This window comes from Lysobacter sp. (assembly GCF_035655815.1).
GTDB lineage: Bacteria > Pseudomonadota > Gammaproteobacteria > Xanthomonadales > Xanthomonadaceae > Lysobacter_J.
In genome coordinates this window covers 1-18,071 of sequence record NZ_DASRTS010000045.1, presented here as the reverse complement: position 1 = coordinate 18,071, position 18,071 = coordinate 1, and the positions used below count along the sequence as shown (strand labels likewise).

The 18,071-nt window shown below is 66.9% G+C and carries 18 protein-coding genes; 5 read left to right on the top strand and 13 right to left on the bottom strand.

Annotated features, from left to right (window positions below):
• Positions 1 to 123: 123 nt before the first annotated feature.
• The gene (locus tag VFE83_RS13055; RefSeq protein WP_324906815.1) at positions 124 to 1,251 is read right to left on the bottom strand and encodes an efflux RND transporter periplasmic adaptor subunit; all 1,128 of its coding nucleotides are present in this window, start codon (positions 1,249 to 1,251) and stop codon (positions 124 to 126) included.
• A 300-nt stretch (positions 1,252 to 1,551) separates the two neighbouring features.
• Here VFE83_RS13055 and VFE83_RS13050 point away from each other — a divergent pair, with 300 nt between their 5' ends.
• Positions 1,552 to 1,926: a cytochrome c gene (locus VFE83_RS13050; RefSeq protein WP_324906817.1), complete on the top strand. Its 375-nt coding sequence runs from the start codon at positions 1,552 to 1,554 to the stop codon at positions 1,924 to 1,926.
• 14 nt (positions 1,927 to 1,940) lie between these two features.
• Entirely contained in the window at positions 1,941 to 2,378 is a 438-nt protein-coding gene (locus VFE83_RS13045; RefSeq protein WP_324906813.1) for a c-type cytochrome, read from the top strand.
• A 151-nt stretch (positions 2,379 to 2,529) separates the two neighbouring features.
• Here VFE83_RS13045 and VFE83_RS13040 read toward each other — a convergent pair whose 3' ends face one another.
• From VFE83_RS13040 to VFE83_RS12985, 12 genes are all read right to left on the bottom strand, one after another.
• The gene (locus tag VFE83_RS13040) at positions 2,530 to 3,252 is read right to left on the bottom strand and encodes an OmpA family protein (protein WP_324906811.1); all 723 of its coding nucleotides are present in this window, start codon (positions 3,250 to 3,252) and stop codon (positions 2,530 to 2,532) included.
• Positions 3,253 to 3,347: 95 nt separating this feature from the next.
• Positions 3,348 to 4,820: a wax ester/triacylglycerol synthase family O-acyltransferase gene (locus VFE83_RS13035; protein ID WP_324906809.1), complete on the bottom strand. Its 1,473-nt coding sequence runs from the start codon at positions 4,818 to 4,820 to the stop codon at positions 3,348 to 3,350.
• 61 nt (positions 4,821 to 4,881) lie between these two features.
• The gene (locus VFE83_RS13030; protein ID WP_324906807.1) at positions 4,882 to 6,330 is read right to left on the bottom strand and encodes a deoxyribodipyrimidine photo-lyase; all 1,449 of its coding nucleotides are present in this window, start codon (positions 6,328 to 6,330) and stop codon (positions 4,882 to 4,884) included.
• Between the two features lie 66 nt (positions 6,331 to 6,396).
• The gene (alr, locus tag VFE83_RS13025) at positions 6,397 to 7,542 is read right to left on the bottom strand and encodes an alanine racemase (protein WP_324906805.1); all 1,146 of its coding nucleotides are present in this window, start codon (positions 7,540 to 7,542) and stop codon (positions 6,397 to 6,399) included.
• A gap of 105 nt (positions 7,543 to 7,647) precedes the next feature.
• Complete coding sequence (locus VFE83_RS13020; RefSeq protein ID WP_324906803.1) at positions 7,648 to 7,983, bottom strand: glycine zipper 2TM domain-containing protein; 336 nt, start codon at positions 7,981 to 7,983, stop codon at positions 7,648 to 7,650.
• Positions 7,984 to 8,040: 57 nt separating this feature from the next.
• The gene (locus tag VFE83_RS13015; RefSeq protein ID WP_324906801.1) at positions 8,041 to 8,277 is read right to left on the bottom strand and encodes a KTSC domain-containing protein; all 237 of its coding nucleotides are present in this window, start codon (positions 8,275 to 8,277) and stop codon (positions 8,041 to 8,043) included.
• 42 nt (positions 8,278 to 8,319) lie between these two features.
• Positions 8,320 to 9,732, bottom strand: coding sequence for a replicative DNA helicase (locus VFE83_RS13010; protein WP_324906799.1), 1,413 nt, complete (start codon positions 9,730 to 9,732; stop codon positions 8,320 to 8,322).
• 273 nt (positions 9,733 to 10,005) lie between these two features.
• On the bottom strand, positions 10,006 to 10,323 hold the full coding sequence (locus VFE83_RS13005; protein ID WP_324906797.1) for a hypothetical protein: 318 nt from the start codon (positions 10,321 to 10,323) through the stop codon (positions 10,006 to 10,008).
• A 305-nt stretch (positions 10,324 to 10,628) separates the two neighbouring features.
• The gene (gene rplI / locus VFE83_RS13000) at positions 10,629 to 11,081 is read right to left on the bottom strand and encodes a 50S ribosomal protein L9 (protein ID WP_324906795.1); all 453 of its coding nucleotides are present in this window, start codon (positions 11,079 to 11,081) and stop codon (positions 10,629 to 10,631) included.
• A gap of 171 nt (positions 11,082 to 11,252) precedes the next feature.
• The gene (gene rpsR, locus VFE83_RS12995) at positions 11,253 to 11,483 is read right to left on the bottom strand and encodes a 30S ribosomal protein S18 (protein WP_123769111.1); all 231 of its coding nucleotides are present in this window, start codon (positions 11,481 to 11,483) and stop codon (positions 11,253 to 11,255) included.
• Between the two features lie 11 nt (positions 11,484 to 11,494).
• The gene (gene rpsF / locus VFE83_RS12990) at positions 11,495 to 11,920 is read right to left on the bottom strand and encodes a 30S ribosomal protein S6 (protein ID WP_324906790.1); all 426 of its coding nucleotides are present in this window, start codon (positions 11,918 to 11,920) and stop codon (positions 11,495 to 11,497) included.
• 229 nt (positions 11,921 to 12,149) lie between these two features.
• Positions 12,150 to 13,985, bottom strand: a complete 1,836-nt coding sequence (locus tag VFE83_RS12985) for a DUF885 domain-containing protein (RefSeq protein WP_324906787.1) — start codon at positions 13,983 to 13,985, stop codon at positions 12,150 to 12,152.
• Positions 13,986 to 14,097: 112 nt separating this feature from the next.
• Here VFE83_RS12985 and xth point away from each other — a divergent pair, with 112 nt between their 5' ends.
• From xth to VFE83_RS12970, 3 genes are all read left to right on the top strand, one after another.
• Complete coding sequence (gene xth / locus VFE83_RS12980; RefSeq protein ID WP_324906784.1) at positions 14,098 to 14,967, top strand: exodeoxyribonuclease III; 870 nt, start codon at positions 14,098 to 14,100, stop codon at positions 14,965 to 14,967.
• Positions 14,968 to 15,049: 82 nt separating this feature from the next.
• Positions 15,050 to 15,634 (top strand): BON domain-containing protein, encoded by a 585-nt coding sequence (locus VFE83_RS12975; RefSeq protein ID WP_324906782.1) that lies wholly within the window; start codon positions 15,050 to 15,052, stop codon positions 15,632 to 15,634.
• A 477-nt stretch (positions 15,635 to 16,111) separates the two neighbouring features.
• The gene (locus tag VFE83_RS12970) at positions 16,112 to 17,977 is read left to right on the top strand and encodes an ABC transporter ATP-binding protein (protein WP_324906780.1); all 1,866 of its coding nucleotides are present in this window, start codon (positions 16,112 to 16,114) and stop codon (positions 17,975 to 17,977) included.
• Positions 17,978 to 18,071: the final 94 nt, after the last annotated feature.

Sequence of the window (18,071 nt, the reverse complement as noted above, 5' to 3'; positions counted from 1 at the left end):
GATCAGGCCAAACAGTACGAAGGTGAGCGTCACCATCATCACCGTCACCCGACGGCGCGTGGAGAACTCCACCAGATTGAAGCCGGAACCGCTCGCAGGTTGCGTCACGTTCGCTCTCCGCGATTACTGCTTGCTGTCGTTCTTCGCCACGGCCTTGGCGGCCTGCGGCTGCGGCTGGCCCAGCACCTGCACGACGGTGCCGTCGCGCAGTGCGGTCTTGCCGGCCACCACCACCTGCTCGCCTTCCTTCACGCCTTCGCGGATTTCCGCCCACGAACCGTCCACGTAACCCAGCTTGACCGGCACGCGCTTGGTCTTGTCGCCGGTGACCACGAACACGGCCGGGTCGCCGTCGTCTTCCAGCAGCGCCACGCGCGGCACGACCAAGGCGTCTGCACGCTGGTCGTAGTCGATCTTGATGCGGCCGAACATGCCCGGCTGCAGCACGCCGTCGCCCTTGAACGCGCACACGACGCGGAAGGTGCCGCTGCCCGAATCCACGACCGGGGCGACGCGGTCCACCGTGCCGGTGAAGGTCTTGCCCGGCAGCGCGTCCACCTGCATCAGCACCGGCAGGCCGGCCTTGAGGGTCGCCAGTTCACGCTCGGGCACATTGAGCGTGGCTTCCAGGCGCGAGGTGTCGACGATGCGGAAGATCGGCGTGTTGATCTGCACGAAGTTGCCGGTCTTGATCGAGCGCGAGGCGATCACGCCGGAGATCGGCGCCTCGACGTTGGCGTACGACAGCTCGAGGTTGGCCAGGCGGTTGGCGGCCCGGGCGTTCTCCAGGTCGTAGCGCAGCTGGTCGTTGTCGTTGGCGCTGAGCAGCTTCTGCTCGGCCATCTGCCTGGCACGGTTGTAGTTGGCCTCGAGCTTGCGCATGGCCGCGCCCGTCTGGGCAGCCTGCAGCTCGGAACGGGCCGAATCCAGGCGGACGAGGGTTTGGCCGGCGCGAACCGCCTGGCCTTCCTCGACCATCACGTTGAGGGCGACACCGGACGTCTTGGCGACCACCTGCGACTCGGCCACCGGCTCCAGCGGCGCCGTGCCGGTGTAGCTGGCGGCGACCGCGCGGCGGGAGGCCTTGGCGACCTCGACCGGTACGGCATCCGGCCCCTTCTTTTCACCGGACTTGGCCTGGGCTTCACCGGGGCCGTTGCTTCCGCCGCAGGCGGCGAGCAGCAGGCACGGCAGCAGGACGACAGCGGCGCGGACCAGGCCACGGCTGCGATTTCGGGTGAGATGACGCATCTGAATTGGACCCCAAGTGACGATTTACCGGACCGTATGCCGGTGTTGTATATAGGTATATCACCGCCCCGAAACGCCACCATCCGCCGAAGGTCATGGTGACTGGAGCCACGTCGTGCGGACCGTGTGGCAGTGAGCCACGAAGCCCGCAATGACCATCGATGCAAATAGGCACAGCTTCGTTGCATCAATCTCGCAGGCTATACTTGCAAACTTATGCGCGGCCCTCCCGACGGACGGTCACGTGCAGCCAGCCTCCGAACCTTTCGCTAGCCATTCGAGATTGCGGACTACGACATGATGCGACCGCTGATGATCGCCGCCTGCCTTTTCCTGACCACCGCGGCGTTCGCCGCCTCGGCCCAGGAAACCCAGGCTCCCGCCGCCCCGGCCGCCGCCGCAACGCCGGCTCCGACCGCCGCCAAGGGCAATGCCGACAAGGGCCGCCAGCTGACCTACACCTGCCAGGGCTGCCACGGCGTCACCGGTTACAAGAACGCCTACCCGAACTACCACGTGCCGAAGATCGGCGGCCAGTCCGCGGAGTACCTGGCCAACGCACTGACCGAATACAGGAAGGGCACGCGCAAGCACCCGACGATGCAGGCCCAGTCGCAGAGCTTCTCCGACCAGGACATCGCCGACATCGCCGCCTTCCTTTCGACGCTGAAGTGAGTGAGCAGACGAACATGACGAACAAGATCCTCGCCATCGCCCTGCTCTCCTGCCTCGCGCTGGCCGGCTGCTCCGGCGGCGACACCCCGGCCGAACATTCGGCCGCCGACCGCGGCGAAGGCCACAGCTCCTCGTCCGCCGGCCTGCCGGCAGGCCACATCGCCGCCGGCGAGAAGCTGGCGCAGACCAAGGGCAAGGCCACCGGCCAGTCCTGCGTGGACTGCCACGGCGCCGAGGGCAATGCGCCCATCGACGAGACCTACCCGAAGCTGGCCGGCCAGTACTACGACTACATCGCGCACTCGCTGCAGGCCTACCGCAGCGGCGACCGCGACCATGCGCTGATGTCGAGCCAGGCCAAGGACCTGACCGACCAGCAGATCGCCGACCTGGCCGCCTACTTCGGTTCGCGCCAGAGCAACCTGCGCGACCTGCACGGCGTCCACAACTGAGCGAACCGTCAGCACGGAAGCAGAAGGCCCGCGCAAGCGGGCCTTTTCTTTTGCGACTCCTTTTACGACGCAGATCGAGTGCGCGCACATCCGGCGCAAACGGAACGGGCCGCTTGCGCGGCCCGTCCTGCATCAACTTCAACCAGCGCGATCAGGCTTCGATCGGCACCAGGGTGATCTCGACGCGGCGGTTCTGCGCGCGGCCGCTCTCGGTGTCGTTGCTGGCGACCGGACGCGATTCGCCCGCACCTACCACGATGAAGCGATCACGGTTCAGGCCACGGCTCTGCAGGTACCCGGCCACCGCATTGGCACGCTGCTCCGACAGCTTCTGGTTGTACGCGTCGGTACCGACGCTGTCGGTGTGGCCGGCCACTTCGACCACGGTCTGGTTGTACTGCTGCAGCGTGCGGGCAACGTTGTCCAGCACCGGGTAGAACTCGGGCTTGAGGTTCGACTTGTCGAAGTCGAACGTGATGCCGCTGGGCATGTTGAGGGTGATGTTGTCGCCCTGGCGGACCACGTCGACGCCGGTCCCGGCCATCTGTTCGCGCAGCGCGCGCTCCTGGCGGTCCTGGTAGTTGCCGATGGCGGCGCCGGTCAGACCGCCGACGCCTGCGCCGATCAGCGCACGCTGGCGGCGTTCGGTTGCGTCGTCGCCGCTGAGCAGGCCGGCGGCCACGCCGGCCAGTGCGCCGATGATGGCGCCCTTGCTGGTCTTGCTCATGCCCTGCTGCTGGCCTTGCTGCTGCGGCGGCGGCTGTTGCGCGGGATATGGCTGCCCACCGTAGTAACCGCCTCCGCTCGTGGCGCAGCCGGCGAGCAGCGCGGTTGCGGTCAGCGCGAGGATGGCGGTCTTCATCTGCTTTCTCATGAGTCCTTCCTTATGGGAATTCGGCGTGCCGCCGAAACGCGGGCCCAAGCTAAGCACGTCCGCGTGGGTAAGGAGTGAGCGCGCCGCATCCCTATTCAGTCGGCGGCAGGGATCAGCGCTTCGGCGGCGAATGCATCGAGGCGTTCGTCCCAGTTCCCCATCAACGACAGGTAAAGGAGCTTCTCGAATTCGGCGCCGAAACGGCGGATCACCGCATCGGGATCGGGGATCAATCGCCCGTCCGCGATCAGCCCGAAGTGTACGCGACCGTTGTAGCTGAGGATCGAGATGCCAACACCGATCGAACCCGTCTGCGGCACCCAGAACATCATCTCGCGCAGCATGCAGCCGGCCAGGTACAGCGGCTGCTGCGGTCCCGGCACGTTGGTCGCTACTGCGGTCGCCTTGCGGCTGAAGAGTTCCAGCGCCAACCCCTGCACGGCCGCCGGCGCCATGCCCAGCGCGGCCAGCAGCCCGTACGCGACGATCGCCTGGCGCGAGCCCTTCAGGTCCTGCATGCAGCGCGCGACGTGTTCGAGCCGGCGCACCGGATTGCCCTCGCCCACCGGCAAGTCCAGGAACACCAGTCCGAAGTGATTGCCCAGCTTGCGTGCATGCTCCAGCGGCCGCAGGTTCACCGGCACCGTCGCGCGCAACGTGACGCCATCGACCGCTTCGCCGCGCTCGAGCATGTAACTGCGCAGCGCGCCCGCCGCAGTCGCCATCAGCACGTCGTTGACGGTGCAATCGCACGCACGCCCGACGGCCTTCACTTCCTCCAGGTCGAGCGGCTCCGCCCACGCCACGCGCTTGCTCACGCCCAGGCGCCCGCGCAGCAGCGAAGGCGGATCGTCCGACAACGCGAGCGCGTTGAGCAGCTCGCGCGCGATCTCGCCGCCCTCCTTCGCCAGCACCGCGGCCAGGGTCGGATCGCGGTACATCTCCAGGCCCTTCTCGACGACCTTGCTGCCCAGCTGCACGTAGCGGTCGACCGCGCCGACGCGACGTGCCACGCCCGCGTGCTGCTGCTTGAGCCAACTGCGTGGCAGTTCGCTGCCATCAGTCGCATCGGGCTGCGTATCGGTCAGCGACAGCAGCACCTGCACCAGCGCGATGCCATCGGCGTAACTGTGGTGGATGCGGGCGACCAGCGCCGAACCGCCGCCGTCGTAGCGTTCGACCAGGTGGAACTGCCACAGCGGCCGGTCGTGAGTGAGCGGCGAGGACGCCAGCTGGCTGACGAACCGCTCCAGCGCACGCTTGTCGCCGCGGCCCGGCAACGCCGCATGCTGCACGTGCCAGTCGAGGTTGAAGTTGAGGTCGGTTTCCCAGTGCGCTCCGGCGGGTGTGACCACTGCCTTCTGGCGGAACCGCCGGTACGAGAGGAAGCGCTCGCGCACCACGCGCTTGAGGCGCTCCAGCGACATCGGTTCGGCGAACATCAGCACGCCGGTGATCATCATCGGATTGGTCGGGCGCTCCATGCGCAGCCATGCCGTGTCGACGCGCGACATCGGGTCGCGGCGTCCGCGTCGACGCGTACTGGTCCGCTTGTGCGCCATGGCCATGCGCCCTCCCAGGCAATCGGGGTCGAGTGAATCACGCGTCCCGGAACAGCGTCAACGAACCTCAGGCCCGCATCCGGCGGTAGGCCGCGAGCGCCGCGTCGCGCCCGGCAGCCGGGTCCACCAGCGGAACAGGCGGGTAATCGGGCGCCAGCCGCTGCACGGTGTTTGGCTCCTGCCAGGGCGCGAAACGCAGCGGCAGCGGCAACTCGGCCAGCTCCGGCAGCCAGCGCGCGATATAGCGCCCGTCGGGGTCGAACTTCTGCGCCTGCAACACCGGATTGAACACGCGGAAGTACGGTGCCGCGTCCGCCCCGGTGCCGGCGACCCACTGCCAGCCGAGCGTGTTGTTGGCCAGATCCGCATCCACCAGCGTGTCCCAGAACCAGCGCGCGCCGTGCCGCCAGTGGTAGCGCAGGTGCTTGGTCAGGTAACTCGCGGCGATCATCCGCACCCGGTTGTGCATCCAGCCTGTCCGCCACAGCTCGCGCATGCCGGCATCGACGATCGGAATGCCGGTGCGTCCTTCCTGCCATGCACGCAATCGCGTCGGCGATACCTGCGCCCAGTCGAAGCCATGGAAGCGCGCATCGAAATCGCGCGAGGGCGTCTCCGGGAAGTGGTGCAGCAGGTGGTGGGCGAACTCGCGCCAGCCCAGCTCGCGCGCGAAGGCGTCGATGTCGGCCGCATTCGCCGCGGTGCGCCCGCGCTCCAGCGCTGAAAGCACGCGCCACGGCGCGATCTCGCCGAAGTGCAGGTGCGGGGACAGGCGCGAGGTGCCGACCCGGTCGGGCCGCTCGCGCTGGTGCGCGTAGCCGCGCAGCGCCCCGTCGACGAAGGTCTCCAGCGCGCCACGTGCGCCCTCCTCGCCCGGCGTCCATTCGCTCCAGAAGCCGCGGTCCCAGTCGCGCTTCGGCGCCAGGTGCAGCGCATCCAGCGGTACACCGGCGGGGCCGTCCTCGGTGCCCGGTATCCGCGCTGGGCCGTCCACGCACAGCGGCAGCTGCCACTGCGCCTGCAGCGTCTTCCAGAACGGGGTAAACACCTTGAACGGTTTGCCCTGGCGGTTGCGTACCGTCCACGGCTCGAACAGCAGCGCGCTGTTGAAACTCTCCACGTGCAGGCCCTGCGAGCGCAGGGTCAGCTTGATGTGTGCGTCGCGCTGCTCGTACGCCGGCTCGTAACGCCGGTTCCAGAACACCGCCTCGGCACCCGTGGTCGCCACCACCGCTTGCAGCGTCGCCAGACTGGGCCCGAAGAAATGGCGCAGGTGCGAACCGCGCCTGCGCAGGCTCGCATCCAGCGCCGCCAGCGAGCGGTGCCGCCACGCGTTGGACGCCGCGCCGTCGCGCCATTCGCCACCTTCGTCCGGCGCATGGATGTACACCGGGATCGGCGTGTAGCCGTGGTCGAGCGCGGCCTGCAGCGCGGGGTTGTCGTCCAGACGCAGATCGTTGCGGAACCAGACCAGCGCCAGCGCGTTGTTCGTGCCCGGGTCCGACATTCGCGGCATTCCGTGGGTGGACGGAACCAGTATGCCGTCCGCCGGTGCATGGCGGCATCGCGGTCAGGCCGCGGTCTAACTACCCCGGTATTCGCGCGGGATGCGGTCGTTGAGGCCGACCAGGATCTCGTAGGGAATGGTGCCCGCCTGGCGCGCCACCGTCTCGACCGTGATGCGCTCCCCGTCCTGCACACCGATCAGGATCACCTCGTCCTCGTTCCAGGCGCTGCCCTCGCCGATGTCCACCATGAACTGGTCCATGCAGATGCGCCCGACGATGGGATACCGCTGCCCGCGGATCAACACCTCGCCGCGCGATGACAGCGCGCGCGGATAGCCGTCGCCGTAGCCGATCGGTACCGTCACCACGCGCGTGTCGCGCGGCGCCGTCCAGGTGGCTCCGTAGCTGACGGTGTTGCCGGCCTTGACCACCTTGAAGTACACGACCTGCGAGGCCAGCGACATCGCGGGCCGCACGTCGATCGTGCGCCTTGATGCCGGATCGGGCAGCACGCCGTACATCACGATGCCTGGGCGCACCATGTCCAGCCAGGTCTGCGGGAAATGCAGCACGCCCCCGGAGTTGGCCAGATGGCGCAGCGGCATCGGTGCACCCATCCGCTCGATGTGGCCGCACGCGTCCTGGAATCGCTCCAGTTGCTGCAGCGTCATCGCGGAGTCCGGGTCGTCCGCGCATGCGAGGTGCGAGTAGATGCCTTTCAGCTCGCACCACGGCGAGGCGACCGCCGCCTCGATGAAGGCGCGCGCCGAATAGCTGTGCACGCCGATGCGTTCCATGCCCGTGTCGATCTTCAGGTGGATCACCGCCTTGCGTCCCATCGCCTGCGCCGCCGCCTCGACCTGGCGCAGCTTGTCGATGGAGGACACGGTGATTTCCAGATCGTGCGCGAGGTACTGCGTGACCTGTCGACCAAGGATGCCGCCCAGTACCAGGATCGGCGTGGTGATGCCGGCCTGCCGCAATGCCATGCCCTCTTCGACGAACGCCACGCCCAGCTGGTCCACGCCCTGTGCCTGCAGGTGCAGGGCCACGGGCACCAGTCCGTGCCCATAGGCGTTGGCCTTGACGATGCCCATCACCGGCACGCCGACATGCGCGCGGATACTGCGCAGGTTGTGAGTCAGCTGGTCGAGATCGACGACGATGCGGGTCGGACGCCCGCTCACGGCGGGCGGCATCAGGCCTGGGGTCGGTTGCACTGCATTACCGGTGGCGGCGACGGTCGCACGATTCTAAGCGCCGTCGCCGCGCTGCGCTGAAGACGCCTGCAACGACGCGGCGCGCATGGGCGCCGCGCCGCACCGTCATGGATCGCAGCGGCGTTCGATCACGGTCTCGGTCTTGTTCTGCTGGTTTTCCTGGATCTTGCGCCCGGCCACGGCGCCGCCGACGGCACCGGCAGCCGTGGCGATCTTCTTGCCGCTGCCGCCGCCAACCTGGTTGCCGAGCAGACCACCGGCGACAGCGCCCAGCGCGGTGCCGGTGATCTTGTGCTGGTCCTTCACTTCCTTGGGCCGCTGCACTTCAACGTCGTAGCAGCGCGGCTGCTTGCTGGACGACCTGGTGGAGGACTGCGCCGAGGCCGCCGTCGCGACGCACAGCAGCGCGCTGGCCAGTGTGATCAGAGTGAGATTGCGCATGACACGCTCCAGAGGGAACCCGAGCGTCACGCTGCTCCGGCTGGCGTTACGGGAACGTCAATCCGTCCCTTCGCCGGAATCCATGCGGATGAAGTCAAAGCCTTCGTTGCGGATGTGCGCGGAAAAGTATTCGCCGCGCGAGGGCGCCGCCATCAGCTCGGCATGCAGTTCCGGCGGCACGTCGAAGTAGCGGTACACCGCACCGCCCTCGAACTCGATTTCCAGCATGCGCCGGTCGGGGTCGTAGCCGACGCTGACCAGGGCCTGCGACTCGACGGGTTCACGATCCATCATGCGCGCACTTTAGGCGCGCGGCCGTGAGCCGTGCGTGGATGCTTACTCGAAGCTGCCGACCGAGTCGTGGCTGAGGTTGTCGAAGCGCGTGTACTCGCCGAAGAACTTGAGCTTGATCGAGCCGGTCGGGCCCGAACGCTGCTTGCCGATGATCACCTCGGCCAGTCCCTTGTCCGGCGAGTTCTCCTTGTTGTAGTAGTCGTCGCGGTAGATGAACATGATCATGTCCGCGTCCTGCTCGATGGCGCCCGATTCGCGCAGGTCGGCCATCACCGGTCGCTTGTCGGTACGCGTTTCCAGCGAGCGGTTGAGCTGCGACAGCGCGATCACCGGCACCTGCAGTTCCTTCGCCAAACCTTTGAGCGAGCGCGAGATCTCGGAGATTTCCGTCGCGCGATTCTCGCTGTTGCCGGGTACCGACATCAGCTGCAGGTAGTCGATGACGATCAGGCCCAGGCCGTGCTCGCGCTTGAGGCGACGCGCCTTGGCCGACAGCTTCACCGGCGACAGGCCGGGCTCGTCGTCGATGAAGATCTTGGCTTCGCGCAACTGGCGGATGGCGCTGGTGACGCGGCTCCAGTCCTCGTCCTCCAGCTGTCCGGTACGCAGGCGCTGCGCGTTGACGCGACCCACGGACGAGATCAGGCGCATCGCCAGCTGCGAGGCCGACATTTCCATCGAGAACACCGCCACCGGCAGCTTGCTGCGGAACGCGGCGTATTCGGCCATGTTCAGTGCCAGCGTCGTCTTGCCCATGGCCGGACGCGCCGCGAGGATGATCAGGTCGGTCTTCTGCAGGCCCGCTGTCATCAGGTCGAGTTCGGTGTAGCCGGTCGACAGGCCGGTCACGCCGCCGCCATTGGTGTAGCGCGTCTGCAGCGTGTCGAAGGCTTCCGACAGCGCCTTGGTGACCGGCGTGAAGTCGGTCTTGCCGGTCGAGCTGGCCTGCGCGATCGCCAGCACCTGGCGTTCGGCTTCCTCGAGGATCTCGCTGCTGTCACGACCGTCCGGCTGGAAGCCGTCGTTGACGATCCCGGTGCCCACGTCGATCAGCTGGCGCAGGATGGCCTTGTCGCGGACGATCTCCGCGTAGGCGGTGATGTTGGCCGCCGACGGCGTGGTGCTTGCCAGTTCGATCAGGTAGGCGCCGCCGGCCACCTGTTCGGACAGCCCCTGCGACTCGAACCATTCGCCCAGCGTAACGGCGTCGAATGGCTTGTTCTTCTCGGCCAGCTCGCGGATGGCACGATAGATGAGCTGGTGATCGCGGCGATAGAAGTCGCTGTCGCTGAGCTGGTCGGCGATGCGGTCGTAGGAATCGGGCGCCAGCATCAGGCCGCCGAGCACGGCCTGCTCGGCCTCGATCGACTGCGGCGGGACGCGCAGCTGGTCGATGCGTTGCTCGTTGCGCGTTTCGAAACGCTTCTCGCCGCGGAATCCCGGTCGTGCGCTCATTGCCTTTGGTCACCCCTTCCCTGCGCCGTACGGCGGGATTTGTTTTAGTCGCGGGTCGGGCATCGTAGACGCCGATGCGCCCAAGGGGTTGCAGATAAGTCTGTGGATATCACGTGGACACCGCATGCGGCATGGATCGCATGCCCTCGTCTCATGGCGTGAGATGTTCCACGCGGTCGACCAGGGCCCGTGCACGTGACGTGGCCGTTGCATCGGCCAAGGAGCCGCGCCGGCGCCAACGTCCGACGATCCTTGGCCTTCGTGCCTTGGCCTTCAACCCGACCGGGACTGCCGACCGTCTGCTCGCGATGAACGGTTGCGCGACAACCTGGCCGGCAATGCGGGCGAGAGAAGCGACAGCAGTGCATCCATTGCTTCATTGCGCCAGCGTCCGACCGGTCGCGGCTGCAACGCGCCGGCCACGTGCTGGTCGATGATGCGCGCGAGCAACGGATACAGCCGCTCGCCCTGCGTGTCGCAAGCTTCTTCGAGGCTGGCGGCCAGCAGGTCCACGAAGGTGGCCTCGGGTGTCGGCGCCTGGGCACCAGGCGCGCGCTCGCTGCATGCTGCCGAGGGAAGGACTGGGTGCATGGGATGCCCTGCCGGAGGAGCCCCGGACTTTGGCATCTGACCAGCCTGCTCCCCATGGGAGCATTCCGGAAAAGGATAGGAGCGCGACGTCGAACGTCAAGGAATCACGCTTGTCGAGGAATCCCGCTTGCGCGGATCGACCGGCGGCAGGATCGAAGACGAGGCGTCCAGGTGGCTTTGGATCGCGTCATCGCCGGCCGTGGCACTTTGATCTGCATCGACCGCGACATCGAGCAGCTCATCGCCAAGGCCGCAAAAACAAAAGGCGCCTTGCGGCGCCTTTCGTTCGAAGCCTGTTCCGCCGGTCAGGCGGCTTCGGCAACCACGATGACCTTGACCGTGGCTTCGATATCGGCATGCAGGTGCACGACGACGTCGTACTCGCCGGTGCGGCGCAGCGGGCCTTCGCCCAGCACCACTTCCGACTTCTCGACCTTGTGGCCGGCCTTGGTCAGCGCCTCGGCGATGTCGCGCGGCGTGATCGAGCCGTACAGCTTGCCCTCGGTCGAAGCGTTGGCGGCGATGGTCACCTCGACGCCTTCCAGCGCGGCCTTGCGGCCTTCGGCGCCTTCCAGCGCGGCCTTGGCCTTGGCTTCGTACTCGGCGCGGCGCGCCTCGAACTGGGCCAGGTTGGCCTCGGTGGCCGGCACGGCCTTGCCGTACGGGATGAGGAAGTTACGGCCGAAGCCCGGCTTGACGTTGACCTTGTCGCCCAGCTTGCCGAGGTTCTGCACGTTCTGCAGGAGGATCAGTTGCATGGTGTTGCTCCGTATTCGTTAGCGAGGCGATGCCCCGCAGCGGTGGCTGTCCGAATGACGTCCCTCAAAAGTCCCATCCCGAGGGGACGAGACCCTTGAGCGAAGTCCGGGTTTCCTTGAAGAGTGCGCACACGGATGTGCGCTGCTTTTCGGAGGGACCCGATTTCAGCGTTACGCGTTGTGGTTGTCGGTGTACGGAATCAGGGCCAGGTAACGGGCGCGCTTGACGGCCGTGGCCAGCTGGCGCTGGTACTTCGACTTGGTACCGGTCACGCGGCTCGGCACGATCTTGCCGGTCTCGGTGAGGTACTGGCGCAGGGTGTTGAGATCCTTGTAGTCGATCTCCTTGACACCCTCGGCGGTGAACTTGCAGAACTTGCGGCGACGGAAGAACTTGGACATGGGTGTGCTCCTCAGGCGGCTTCGGCGTTGTCGTCGGCGTTGTCGTCGGCAGTGCCGACCGCGCCGTCATCGTCGCGGCGGCGACGCTCGCCACGCTCGGGCTTGTCGCCCTTCTCGTCCTTGAACTTCATGATCAGGGACTGCTCGGTGTCCGGACCGTCACGCTTGATCACCAGATGGCGCAGGACCGCATCGTTGAAGCGGAAACCGTCGACCAGCTCGTTGAGCACGGTCTGGGTGCACTCGATGTTGAGCAGGACGTAGTGGGCCTTGACCAGGTTCTCGATCGGATACGCCAGCTGACGGCGGCCCCAGTCCTCGAGACGGTGGATCTTGCCCTCGCCGCCTTCGATCAAGCCCTTGTAGCGCTCGATCATGGCCGGCACCTGCTCGCTCTGGTCCGGATGGACCAGGAACACGACTTCGTAATGACGCATGGTTGTTTCCTTGTGGATGATGGACGGCATCGATCGCCGCCCGGATCAGCCCCCCGACGCCCGGATCGGGCGCGGTGGAGCAAGGTCTCCCGGGGCCTGGGCCCGCGGGAGCCGGAAATTATGGCCGATTCAATAGGTTGAGGCAAACCAAACCAGAGGCCAGGCTGAAGCAGGATCGGGCTCAGGGGCCTTTCGGCTTCCTCAGCCCGGCTACCAACCTGGCCGGGGATCAGTGACCAGCCGATGCCGGACCGCTCTCACTGGCCTCCGGCCCCCGGACCTTGGCCCCTATCCAGGCGTCGATATGCGCCTCCAGCGTGTCCAACGGGACCGAGCCGGTCTCCAGCACGGCGTCGTTGAACTCGCGGAGGTCGAACTTCGGACCCAGCTGCCTGGCGGCCTTCTCACGCAGCTCGGAGATCTTCAACTGGCCGATCTTGTAGGCCAATGCCTGACCCGGCCAGCTGATGTAGCGGTCGATCTCGTTGACCACGTCCTGGCGGGTCTTGGGCGAGTTGTCCATGAAGAAAGCGATCGCCTGGTCGCGGGTCCAGCCCTTGGCGTGCATGCCCGTGTCGACCACCAGCCGGACCGCGCGCCACATGTCGTAGGCCAGCTGACCCATCCGGTCGTACGGATCGTCGTACAGGCCCATGTCGTAGCCCAGGCGCTCGGCGTAGAGACCCCAACCTTCGCCGTAGGCGACGAAATAGCCGATCCGGCGGAACGTGGGTACGTCGGGCAACTCCATGCCGCGGGCGAACTGGAAGTGGTGGCCCGGCACCGCCTCATGCAGGCTCAGGGCCATCATTTCCCACTTCGGCCGCACCTCCGGCTTGTACAGGTTCACGTAGTAGTAGCCGGCGCGGGTACCGTCGACGGCGCCCGGCTGGTAGTAGGCCGTAGTGGTGTCCGGGGCGATGTTGTCCGGAATCGGCCGCACGCCGTACGGCAGGCGCGGGATGGTCTTGAACACCTTCACCAGCTCCGGATCGATCCGCTTGGCGATCGCCTGGTAGGCCGTGAACAGCTCGTCGGGCGTGCGATAGAAGAACTTCGGATCGGTGCGCAGGTGCTCGAAGAACTGCGCCAGCGTGCCCTTGAAGCCGACCTCCGCCTTCACCTTCTCCATCTCGGCGCGGATGCGCGCGACTTCCTTCAGGCCGATCTGGTGGATCTGTTCGGCGGAAAGGTCGGTGGTGGTGAAGTAGCGGGCGGTGAAGTCGTAATACGCCTTGCCGTCAGGCAGGTCGACCGCGGCGATAGAGGTGCGTGTCCTGGGCAGGTATTCGTCCACGAAGAACGTCGCGAACTCGCGGTACGCGGGGACGATCTTCGTCGTGATCACCTGCTTCGCCTGCGCCTGCAGCGCGGCGCGCTCGGATCGCGGGACCGAATCGGGGAACTTGGTGAACGGCTTGTAGAATGGACTTGCGGCCGGGTCGTCGACGATCTGCGACTGGATCTGCCCAGGGATGCGCTCCATCAGCACGCGCGGCGGCGTGTTGCCCGCGGCGGCGCCCTCGCGCAGCAGCGTCGTGGTCTGCGCGATCAGCTCCGGCAGCGCGTTCATGCGGGCCAGCCAGTCGCGGTAATCCTTCGCGTTGGCGAACGGCAGCACCTCGGCGATGCCTTCCGCGGTCTGCACGCCACCGCGCTGGCTGACCGCCCGCTGGTACTCGCGGTACTTCTGTCGCTCCACCGCTTTTTCCAGGTCCCAGACAAACACGTCGTAGTGCAGCTGGTCGGCCGGCGACAACGCGTTCCGGTCGATCGCGCGGGCACGTTCCAGCGCCTTGCGATCGCCGTCCATGCGCGCCTGGATCGCCTTCGCGCTCATATCGGTCCAGCGGTCGTTGTAGCGCTTGTCCCCGCGATAACTGGCCTCTTCGGGGTTCTCGCGCATGCCGCGCTCCCATTCGGCATCGAACAGCGCGTACAGCGCCTGCGTGGCGGCATTGCGCGAAGGCGCCGCGCTAGCCGCCTGTGACGACGAGGCAGCGACGGTGGCGGGAGCACACAGGCAGGCGGCAATAGCCGCGGCCAGGACAACACGATGCAGCATGGCGAAACGTCCCCGAGGAAACCGTCGCCGAGTCTAAGCCTTGCGACGCGGCACCGGACCTTCACGGCCGCCGCACTAGCGTGGGCTGTCGTCGCGAGGAGCCACACACGCCGTGAAGGTCGCCACGTTCAACATCAACGGCATCAACACACGCCTGCAGGCGCTGCTGAACTGGCTTGAGCGCGAGCAGCCCGACGTGGTGTGCCTGCAGGAGCTGAAGGCGCCGGAAGATGCGTTCCCGGCCGGCGCGATCGCCGATGCCGGCTACGGTTCGCTGTGGCACGGACAAAAATCCTGGAACGGAGTGGCGATCCTGGCGCGCGGCGCCGAGCCGGTGGAGATCGGCCGCGGCCTGCCCGGCGACCCGGAAGACACGCAGAGCCGCTACATCGAGGCTGCCGTCGAAGGGCTGGTGGTGGTGTGCTTGTACCTGCCCAACGGCAACCCGCAACCCGGCCCCAAGTTCGACTACAAGCTGGCGTGGATGGACCGCCTGCTGATCCGCGCCCAGGAGCTGTACGACAGCGGACAGCCGGTCGTGATGGCCGGCGATTACAACGTCGTGCCGACCGACGAGGACATCTACAACCCGAAGTCCTGGCGCAAGGATGCGCTGCTGCAACCCGAAAGCCGCGAGCGCTATCGGCAACTGCTCGGCCAGGGCTGGCTGGACAGCCTGCGGCACGTATTCGGCGACGAGCGTGTGTACACGTTCTGGGACTACTTCCGCCAACACTGGGAGCGCGACGCGGGCCTGCGCATCGACCACCTGTTGCTCAACGCGGAACTCGCGCCGCGCCTGCGCGCTGCAGGCGTGGACCGATGGGTGCGCGGCGAGCACAAGCCCAGCGACCACGCGCCGACGTGGATCGAACTCGCCCCGCCAAAGCGCGCCGCCTCCAAACGCCCGCGCAAGGCGGCGAAGAAGACCGCTGGCACCACGCGCAAGCGCACGCCACGCAAGCGCGCCGGCAGCGAATGAACGAAGCGATCACGACGTATTGCCGTATGCCTAACCACACCCGTCACAGCATCACGGCGACGTCCGCGACAGGAGGAACACCATGGCCCGCCATTCCGACGACGACCGCCGCAACGAGCTGTACCGCGGCCTGCCCTCGGTCACCAACCGCAGCTGGAACACGCCGCGCGAGGACGACGGCTTCGGCTATGCGGGCCAGGGCGGCTACGGCGAGATGCGCGCCGATCCGGAACGTGACGTCGGCAGCACGCAACGACGCGGCGGCCATCGCGGACGCGGCCCGCGCAACGTCACGCGTTCGGACGAGCGCATCGCCGACGACCTGATCCAGCGTCTCACCCGCGACGACGAGATCGACGCCAGCGAGGTCCTGGTGGCGGTGGAGAACGGCGAGGTGACGCTCACCGGCGAAGTGCCGGAGCGGCGCATGAAGCACCTGGCCGAAGACCTGGCGAGTGCCGTCCAGGGCGTGCGCAACGTGCACAACCGCGTGCAGGTGGACCGCGGCTCGCGTTCGTTCGGCCCGCCCGGCCGCGCGGTGCGCAGCGGTTTCGACCAGCAGGGCAGCGGGTTTTCGAGTTCGTCGTTCGACCAGCGCGATGACGTAGACGACGAGCGCAACGACGAGAACCGCCGCGAACCGATGCGCCGCCGACGCGAGCATTGACTGGAGACGCAACACGCGACGCGGCCCCTGCCATTCCGTCGCAAATCCCTCCGCCGACGGGCTCGTAGGTCACCGGCGTGACCCTGCCGGTGGCGGTAGGCGGGCGCGGTCGCTCAGGGGCGCGTACCGGATCGATTGGCTATTCCGGCGAGAAGCGAATCCTCCCCGGCCCTCCTTTTTCAAAGGAGGGAGAACAGCAAGGACTCCTTCCCGGACTACCGGCTGCTCTTTCCCTCTTTGGATGGTCTCGAAAGAACTGCGGGCTGGTCTTCCCCCTTTGGAAAAGGGGGATCGAGGGGGATTCGTCCACAGCGCCCATCTCCATCAGCACGTCACACACCCGCGCCTTCGTGACCACGCACCTACGAAGCGCGATACCTGGCACGTATGGATCCCCGCCTGCGCGATGACGGCAACAATGGATTCCGCCCTCCGAGCCCGTGACGGGGAAGCCGGCGCGCAAGGCACAATCGCCGCATGAGCAACCACGCCGCGGCCGCACCTGCTTCCCGCCCTTCCCTTCGCGAGCGCTTCGACGCGCTGCGCAACCTGCCTCCGTTCCTTCGGCAGATCTGGGCCACCAGCCCGGCCCTGACCCTGGCCACGCTGGGCCTGCGCGTGGTGCGCGCCTTTTTGCCGATCGCCACGCTGTACGTCGGCAAGCTGATCATCGACGAGGCCGTGCGCCTGGTCGCCGCAGGCAACGGCTTCGATTCCATCCACGACGCCTGGCACAGCGGACAGCTGGACACCCTGTTCGCGCTGCTGCTGGTGGAATTCGCGCTGGCCATCGGCTCCGACCTGCTGGGCCGGATGATCAGCTACGGCGATGCGCTGCTGTCGGAACTGTTCACCAACGTCACCAGCGTCCGGCTGATGGAACACGCCGCCACGCTGGACCTGGAAGACTTCGAGGATCCCGACCTGCAGGACAAGCTGGACCGTGCGCGCCGCCAGACCATGGGCCGCATGAACCTGATGAGCCAGTTGTTCGGCCAGGTGCAGGACGCGATTACCGTCATCAGCTTCGCCGCCGGCCTGCTGGTGTACGCGCCGTGGCTGATCGTGCTGCTGGCGGTCGCGCTGGTGCCCGCGTTCGTGGGCGAGGCGCATTTCAACGCACTGGGTTATTCGCTCAATTTCGCCTGGACGCCCGAGCGGCGCCAGCTGGAATACGTGCGCCAGATGGGCGCCAGCGTGGAAACCGCGAAGGAGGTGAAGATCTTCAACCTCCATCGCTTCCTGATCGCCAAGTACCGCGAACTGGCGGAGAAGTTCTTCCGCGCCAACCGCGCCCTCGCCCGCCGCCGTGCCTTCTGGGGCACGCTGCTGGCCGGCCTGGGCACGGCCGGCTACTACGTCGCCTATGCGTATATCGCGTGGCGCACGGTGAAGGGCGATTTCAGCATCGGCGACCTCACCTTCCTCGCCGGCAGCTTCCGCCGCCTGCGCCAGTTGCTGGAGGGTCTGCTGGTGGGTTTCTCCCAGGTCGCGGGACAGGCGCTGTACCTGGATGACCTGTTCTCGTTCTTCGAGATCAAGCCCGAGATCGTCTCGCCGCCCGACGCCATCGCCATACCACGGCCCATCGCGCGCGGCTTCGCGTTCGAGAACGTCGGATTCCGCTATCCCGATGCGGAGAAATGGGCGCTGCGCAACCTGGACTTCGAACTGCGCGCGGGCGAAGTGCTGGCGCTGGTCGGCGAGAACGGCGCCGGCAAGACCACGCTGGTGAAACTGCTGGCACGGCTGTACGAGCCGGACGAAGGCCGGATCCTGCTCGATGGCCGCGATCTGCGCGACTACGACCTGGACGACCTGCGCGCCAACCTCGGGGTGATCTTCCAGGACTTCGTGCGCTACAACCTCAGCGCGGGCGAGAACATCGGCGTTGGCCAGGTCGAGGCGATGGACGACCAGGCGCGCATTGCCGACGCCGCAAGGCGCGGCATGGCCGAGGAAGTGATCGAGGACCTGCCCGGTGGCTACGACCAGCAGATCGGCCGGCGCTTCAAGCAGGGCGTGGACCTGTCCGGCGGCCAATGGCAGAAGATCGCCATCGCGCGCGCATGGATGCGCGATGCGCAGGTCATGATCCTGGATGAGCCAACCGCAGCGCTGGATGCGCGCAGCGAGTTCGAGGTGTTCCAGCGCTTCAAGGAGCTGTCGACCGGGCGCACGGCGGTGCTTATTTCCCACCGTTTCTCCTCGGTACGCATGGCCGACCGCATCCTGGTGCTGGGCAATGGCATGGTCGAGGCATCGGGTACCCATGACGAGCTCATGGCCGCCGGTGGCCGCTATGCCGAGCTGTTCGAGCTGCAGGCTGAGGGCTATCGCTGAACGATCCCGGCCGGGACGGGCATCGTGCTGGGGTAGAATTGCGCGGTTGACTCACCCACGTATTGAAATCATGTCTGCTGCCTACGGCTACGAA

Excerpts from the sequence above, each read along its gene's own strand:
- VFE83_RS13055 (WP_324906815.1), bottom strand. The coding sequence starts at position 1,251 with ATGCGTCATCTCACCCGAAATCGCAGCCGTGGCCTGGTCCGCGCCGCT.
- VFE83_RS13050 (WP_324906817.1), top strand. The coding sequence starts at position 1,552 with ATGCGACCGCTGATGATCGCCGCCTGCCTTTTCCTGACCACCGCGGCG.
- VFE83_RS13045 (WP_324906813.1), top strand. The coding sequence starts at position 1,941 with ATGACGAACAAGATCCTCGCCATCGCCCTGCTCTCCTGCCTCGCGCTG.
- VFE83_RS13040 (WP_324906811.1), bottom strand. The coding sequence starts at position 3,252 with ATGAGAAAGCAGATGAAGACCGCCATCCTCGCGCTGACCGCAACCGCG.
- VFE83_RS13035 (WP_324906809.1), bottom strand. The coding sequence starts at position 4,820 with ATGGCCATGGCGCACAAGCGGACCAGTACGCGTCGACGCGGACGCCGC.
- VFE83_RS13030 (WP_324906807.1), bottom strand. The coding sequence starts at position 6,330 with ATGCCGCGAATGTCGGACCCGGGCACGAACAACGCGCTGGCGCTGGTC.
- VFE83_RS13020 (WP_324906803.1), bottom strand. The coding sequence starts at position 7,983 with ATGCGCAATCTCACTCTGATCACACTGGCCAGCGCGCTGCTGTGCGTC.
- VFE83_RS13015 (WP_324906801.1), bottom strand. The coding sequence starts at position 8,277 with ATGATGGATCGTGAACCCGTCGAGTCGCAGGCCCTGGTCAGCGTCGGC.
- VFE83_RS13010 (WP_324906799.1), bottom strand. The coding sequence starts at position 9,732 with ATGAGCGCACGACCGGGATTCCGCGGCGAGAAGCGTTTCGAAACGCGC.
- VFE83_RS13005 (WP_324906797.1), bottom strand. The coding sequence starts at position 10,323 with ATGCACCCAGTCCTTCCCTCGGCAGCATGCAGCGAGCGCGCGCCTGGT.
- rplI (WP_324906795.1), bottom strand. The coding sequence starts at position 11,081 with ATGCAACTGATCCTCCTGCAGAACGTGCAGAACCTCGGCAAGCTGGGC.
- rpsR (WP_123769111.1), bottom strand. The coding sequence starts at position 11,483 with ATGTCCAAGTTCTTCCGTCGCCGCAAGTTCTGCAAGTTCACCGCCGAG.
- rpsF (WP_324906790.1), bottom strand. The coding sequence starts at position 11,920 with ATGCGTCATTACGAAGTCGTGTTCCTGGTCCATCCGGACCAGAGCGAG.
- VFE83_RS12985 (WP_324906787.1), bottom strand. The coding sequence starts at position 13,985 with ATGCTGCATCGTGTTGTCCTGGCCGCGGCTATTGCCGCCTGCCTGTGT.
- VFE83_RS12975 (WP_324906782.1), top strand. The coding sequence starts at position 15,050 with ATGGCCCGCCATTCCGACGACGACCGCCGCAACGAGCTGTACCGCGGC.
- VFE83_RS12970 (WP_324906780.1), top strand. The coding sequence starts at position 16,112 with ATGAGCAACCACGCCGCGGCCGCACCTGCTTCCCGCCCTTCCCTTCGC.